The 5,350-nt window shown below is 63.5% G+C and carries 6 protein-coding genes, 1 tRNA gene and 1 pseudogene; 3 read left to right on the top strand and 5 right to left on the bottom strand.

The window, feature by feature from the left end; all coding sequences use genetic code 11:
• Nucleotides 1-312: pseudogene (locus BOO71_RS27635) on the top strand (IS4 family transposase); the annotation flags it as partial.
• Here BOO71_RS27635 and BOO71_RS27630 read toward each other — a convergent pair.
• Entirely contained in the window at nt 309-455 is a 147-nt protein-coding gene (locus BOO71_RS27630; RefSeq protein ID WP_175607366.1) for a hypothetical protein, read from the bottom strand. The pseudogene BOO71_RS27635 and the gene BOO71_RS27630 sit on opposite strands and share 4 nt — an antisense overlap.
• Here BOO71_RS27630 and BOO71_RS04835 point away from each other — a divergent pair.
• Complete coding sequence (locus BOO71_RS04835; RefSeq protein ID WP_075830834.1) at nt 442-1,050, top strand: ankyrin repeat domain-containing protein; 609 nt, start codon at nt 442-444, stop codon at nt 1,048-1,050. The genes BOO71_RS27630 and BOO71_RS04835 overlap by 14 nt on opposite strands.
• Before the next feature lies 1 nt (nt 1,051).
• Here the strand turns inward: BOO71_RS04835 and BOO71_RS04830 are convergent, their stop codons facing one another.
• Nucleotides 1,052-1,732: a hypothetical protein gene (locus BOO71_RS04830; RefSeq protein WP_075830833.1), complete on the bottom strand. Its 681-nt coding sequence runs from the start codon at nt 1,730-1,732 to the stop codon at nt 1,052-1,054.
• A 25-nt stretch (nt 1,733-1,757) separates the two neighbouring features.
• Entirely contained in the window at nt 1,758-3,251 is a 1,494-nt protein-coding gene (gene gatB / locus BOO71_RS04825; RefSeq protein WP_083653007.1) for an Asp-tRNA(Asn)/Glu-tRNA(Gln) amidotransferase subunit GatB, read from the bottom strand.
• Between the two features lie 111 nt (nt 3,252-3,362).
• Here gatB and BOO71_RS04820 point away from each other — a divergent pair, with 111 nt between their 5' ends.
• Complete coding sequence (locus BOO71_RS04820) at nt 3,363-4,253, top strand: alpha/beta fold hydrolase (RefSeq protein WP_075830832.1); 891 nt, start codon at nt 3,363-3,365, stop codon at nt 4,251-4,253.
• Between the two features lie 103 nt (nt 4,254-4,356).
• Here the strand turns inward: BOO71_RS04820 and BOO71_RS04815 are convergent, their stop codons facing one another.
• Complete coding sequence (locus BOO71_RS04815; protein ID WP_075830831.1) at nt 4,357-4,641, bottom strand: hypothetical protein; 285 nt, start codon at nt 4,639-4,641, stop codon at nt 4,357-4,359.
• 204 nt (nt 4,642-4,845) lie between these two features.
• Nucleotides 4,846-4,927 (bottom strand) — tRNA-Leu (locus tag BOO71_RS04810).
• Nucleotides 4,928-5,350: the final 423 nt, after the last annotated feature.

The following is a 5,350-nucleotide window of genomic DNA, read 5'->3' as shown; positions in this document are numbered from 1 at the left end:
GTGTTTCGCGATGCCAAGCAGTTCGCAGGGCTGACCACATGCCAGCTCCGCAAGACGCAGGCTCTGGAAAATCACTGGAATGCTGCGTTCTTTGCACTCAGTCTGGGCCGGGCTGAAATGCTCCTGGAGGCCAGCGGCCTCCAGGGTCGCCCGGTCACTTCGCTGGTGTTTTCCTACGAGGACATCAAGCGGCGGGCCTTCAATCGACTGTTTGCGTGGCGAATACTGAGCAATCTCGGTCTTCAGGCGAGATTTGCTGAATTGGAAAAACATCCATCCAGGCCGCTGGATCTGGGAGTCAAAGCAGCTTAGAGCTGGTCAAAACTGTCCGAACCATTGATAAAGCGGTCCAGAAGATGGATTCTCGGACTGGCGCTGCTGGGCAGTCTCCCACTGTTCCCGGTGATGGCGAGTTCGGCAGGCAGCACGAAGGCGGCCACGGTGACGACTATCAAGCAAAACGAACAGAATGCACTTCTCCTCAAGGCCGCAGAAAACGGCGATCTGGAACGGCTTCAAACGCTGCTCAAAGCGGGCGCGTCCCCCGCTGCCGCCGACAGCAGCGGACGCACGCCGCTGACCTGGGCCGCGAAGGGAGACCATGTGACGGTGGCCCGCGCCCTGATCGCGGCGGGCGCGGACCCCGATCCACAGGACGACCAGCAGAACAACGCCCTGCTGGTCACGGGCGAGACGGGCAGCGTCGCCATGCTGCGCGAGGTTCTGAGAGCCAATCCTGATCTGACCCGCACCAACCGCTACGGCGGCACTGCCCTGATTCCCGCCGCTGACCGGGGCCATCTGCCCTACGTGCGCGAGCTTCTGCAAACCACGCAGATCGACGTGAACCACATCAACAACCTGGGCTGGACGGCGCTGCTGGAAGCCGTGATCCTGGGGGATGGCGACAAAGTCCACACTGAGATCGTGCGCGAGTTGCTGGCCCACGGCGCAGACCGCCAGATCGCGGACCGTGAGGGCGTGACCCCGCTGCAACACGCCCGCCAGCGCGGTTACGCGGAGATGGTGAAGTTGCTGGGTGGGAGCTGAGCTATCCGCCCTTGACGGCCTGCCGTTCTCCCAACCTGCTGCGCGCCATCAGCGCCCACAGGGCCAGCACGGTGGCCACGACGTCCAGCAGGCCGCCCACGCCGTAGACCACCTGCGACGGCAGCGTGGTGCTGGCCGAAAAGCCCACGATAGGCACCACGTTCAGCACGGCCATGCCCAGCGCCAGCGCTGCCGAGAGGTTGAGCCAATCCATCAGCCGCTTGCGCCGGGCCGGATCGGCAGGTTCCGGGGCCAGCCGCACCAGAGCGCCGTTGACCGCGTTGCTGGCCAGAATCGCTGCGCCCCACACAGTCATCAGGGCCGTCAGGGCCAGTGTGTTGGCCTCGGGTGCGCCGCCCGTCGCCAGACCCAGCAGGGTCACCCCCCACAGCGCCGCCCGGAAGGAAGTCAGCCACGGAAAGGCCACGGTCAGGGCACGCAGCGTGCCGTCTTCCGGCAGGGTGGCCTGTCCGGCGCTTACGCGGGTGAACACCAGCGTCCACCACATCAACACCAGGGCAGCCAGAAAGGAATCGAAGGCGTTGATCCACTCCTGTGGTCCCGGCTGGCCCCGCAGCAGAATAAAGGCCACCATGCCGAAGACCACCACCACCTCGGCCCACAGAAAACCCAGCGCCAGCGCCCGCCAGCGCAGTGGGGGGAGGGTAGGAATCAGGTTCATAGGCCGGACCTCGTCACTTCAAAATTCACAGCCCCAGCTTGTGCGTCAGGCGTTCGCGCACCACTTCGGGCTTGGCTTTGCCGCCCATCGCCTTCATCACCGGGCCGAACAGCGCGTTCATGGCCTTGGTGTTGCCGCCGCGCACCTTCTCCACCGTGGCCGGATCGGCACTCATGGCGGCGTCAATGGCCGCGTCAATCGCGCCAGTATCGGTGACCACACTCAGCCCGCGCTCCTGCACCAGCGCCGCCGGATCGTGGCCCGCCAACACGTCTGGCAGCAATTCCTTGGCGATCTTGCCGCTGATGGTCCCGGCGTCGATCAGGCGCACCAGGGAAGCGAGGTGGGCGGGTTGCAGCGCCGATTGACTCAGGCTCGTCTCGGAGGCCGCCAGAGCGCCTGCCACATCGGTCAGCAGCCAGTTGGCGAGTTTCTGTGCATCCAGGGGCTGTGCATCCGCGCCCGCCGTCAGCGCCTCGTCATAGAAGCGGGACTGCCCCACGTTCAGACTCAGCGTCACGGCGTCATTTTCGCGCACGCCCGCCGCCAGATAACGCTCCAGCTTCTGCGCGGGCAGCTCGGGCATCCGCGCCCGCACCCGCGCGATCCATTCGGGAGTGATGTCCAGTGGGGGCAGATCGGGTTCGGGGAAGTAACGGTAATCGGCCTCGCCCTCCTTGGTCCGCATCAGGAAGGTCTTGCCGCCCCCCTCGTCCCAGCCCAGCGTGTCCTGCGTGATGCGTCCGCCGCCGTCCAGCACGCGGATCTGCCGGGCCGTCTCGTACACGATGGCCCGCTCCACGCTGCGGAACGAATTGAGGTTCTTGACCTCACACTTGGTTCCCCACGGCTCGCCGGGCCTGTGAACGCTGAGGTTCACGTCGCAGCGCATCTTGCCCTCTTCCGGGGTGGCGTCGCTGACGCCCAGCGCCTGCGCGATGGCCTGCACCGTTTCTAAAAAGGCGCGGGCCTGTTCGGCGTTGGTGATATCGGCCTCAGTGACCATCTCAATCAGCGGCGAGCCGGCGCGGTTGAGGTCCAGCAGGCTGTAGGGCGCGTAAGCCGGATGCATCAGCTTGCCCGCGTCGTCCTCCAGATGGGCGCGCATGATGCGGATTCGCGTGCCGCCGATGTCCAGATAACCGTCCCGCGCAATCGGGCGGTCATATTGCGACAGTTGGAAGTTCTTGGGCGCGTCGGGGTAGAAGTAATTCTTGCGATGAAACTGCGTGAAGCCGGACACGTCGCAGTTGAGGCCCAGGCCGAACATGATGCCCAGTTCCACGGCCTCGCGGTTGAGGGTGGGCAGCGTGCCGGGCAGGCCCAGGGTCAGGGGATCGGTGAAGGTGTTGGGGGCCGCGCCGTGATAATCGGCGGGACAGTCGCTGAAAATCTTGCTGCGCGTCCGCAGTTGCAGGTGAACCTCCAGACCGATCACCACCGCGTAAGGCTGGATATGGGTTGCCTGGGACTGGGTTGTTTGGCGCAGAGATGTTGAAGATTGAGCCGCTTGAGACATGAGGGGCAGGATAGCGCCGGGGTGCGGGACGAAAGAGAAGGATTCAGACTAAATTCTTCCACAACAGAATCTGGGTGCTAAAATAGCCCCACACATAAAGGAGATCCATTCATGACCGAGACCGATCTGACCCTTGAAGATGGCCGCACCCTCCACATCTACGACACGGGCACGGAGGGGCTGATGCGTCCTCTGACCGTGTTCTGGCACCACGGCACGCCCAACATCGGTGCGCCGCCCGAACCGCTATTTGAGGCGGCGAGTCGGCTGAATCTCCGCTGGGTGTCGCATGATCGCCCCGGCTACGGCGGTTCCTCCCCGCTGCCGGGCCGGGATGTGGCCTCCGCCGCACACGATGTAGAACAGATCGCGGACGCGCTAGGCATTCGGGAGTTCGCGGTGATGGGCCATTCAGGGGGCGGGCCGCACGCTCTGGCCTGCGCCGCATTGTTGCCGGGGCGGGTGCTGGCGGCGGTCAGCATGGCGGGACTGGCTCCGTATGGGGCGTCTGGTCTGGATTACTTCGGCGGCATGAATCCCTCGGGCGCGGCGTCGTTGCGGGCGGCGGCTGAAGGACGCGCAGCGAAAGAGGCTTACGAGGCGTCAGACCCCGAATTTGACCCGGAGACCTTCACCCCCGCCGATTACGCCGCCCTCTCCGGTTCGTGGAAGTGGCTGAACAGGGTGGTGGGGCCAGCGATGAAGCACGGCCCCGGTGGCTTGATCGCCGACGATCTGGCGTATGTCGCGCCGTGGGGCTTTGCGCCGTCGCAGATCGACGCGCCCATTTTGCTTCTGCACGGCACACAGGACCGCGTGGTGCCCAGCACGCACAGCGAATGGCTACTGGCCCATTGCCCCACGGCGGAACTGTGGCGCTGCCCCGAAGACGGTCACATTTCGGTGCTGAATTCCGGTGAGGCGGCGCTGGAATGGCTGCGTTCTGCCTCTGACAGGACAGCCTGTGAAGTCCATAAGGGCCGACACCACCTCCACTCCTGATTGTCAAGTGTGATTGCGGCGGGGAGGGCCAGAAGTTCTGACGCCGGGCGCGCGAGTGGTGTCCGCCTGCCCCACAGCCGGAGCAACGACACCACGACGCCCGTTACGGACCCACGGCGATGTACGTATATGTCACCTCGGCGTCACGCTGGGTCTTCATCTGCACCCTGGACGGAACGATGCCACTGACATGCAGGATTCTGGCCGTCTGCCCATCCAGACGCTGTTTCTGACTGTCCCAGCCCAGCGGCCACCCGGCCCCCTTGCGGACCTTGATTTCCGCCCCTGCCGGCAGGAAAAACCGGACATCGAACGTAGCGTTGACGCCCCACTCCAGGGTACGCCAGCCCCCCTTCTTGACATGTTTGGTGCGTTGAACTTCCGGCATAACATCTGACCTCCAATGACGGGGGAAGTCGGCCAGGACGGACACAATCGCTGCCAGCGAGGAGACGGGGGGTGGGCCGCGCGGCCCTCATCCTCAAGGCGGAAGACGCCTGGGATAGAGGCAGAGTACGCCCGCATCTGTGTCCAGGCAAGAGCGTAAGGGAGACCACGAAAAAACCCCGCCTTTAGCGAGGTCTGGTCTATCTGGTGCCGAGAGCGGGATTTGAACCCGCACGGTTTCCCGTTCGATTTTAAGTCGAATGCGTCTACCCTTCCGCCATCCCGGCCTGCCCAGGCGAAAGTATAAACCATACAAGCCCCTGCCAGCGCCATAAAAACAGTTTTGACCGTTGCTCACACCATTTCTGACTGCCTAGCTAGTCTGCCGACGTTACCTCACAGGGGGCAGCACATGCAGATAGCAGAAGCGTTAGGGGAATTTTTGTCAGAACATATCGCCAGGGGGAGCAGGCCCAAGACCGTTAGGTACTACCGCAAAACTCTGGAGATCGTTCTACGGCCTTATAACCAGTTGTGCGGGTTGAGATTCAGAGACTGAAGGAGGCGAGATGCATTCTGAAGGCATCTTCGCCTGTCCAGCCGAAGAATTCCCGCGACCACGCCAGAAGAATGTTAAAGACCGCCGCAACATACGCCAGGTGAGCGGTTAAATACGCTTCCTGGCGATGGTCCATGTGTTTCAGATTCAT

Origin of the sequence: Deinococcus marmoris (genome assembly GCF_001949125.1) — a bacterium.
Classification (GTDB): Bacteria; Deinococcota; Deinococci; order Deinococcales; family Deinococcaceae; genus Deinococcus; species Deinococcus marmoris_A.
This window is presented reverse-complemented; position numbering and strand designations above follow the sequence as displayed.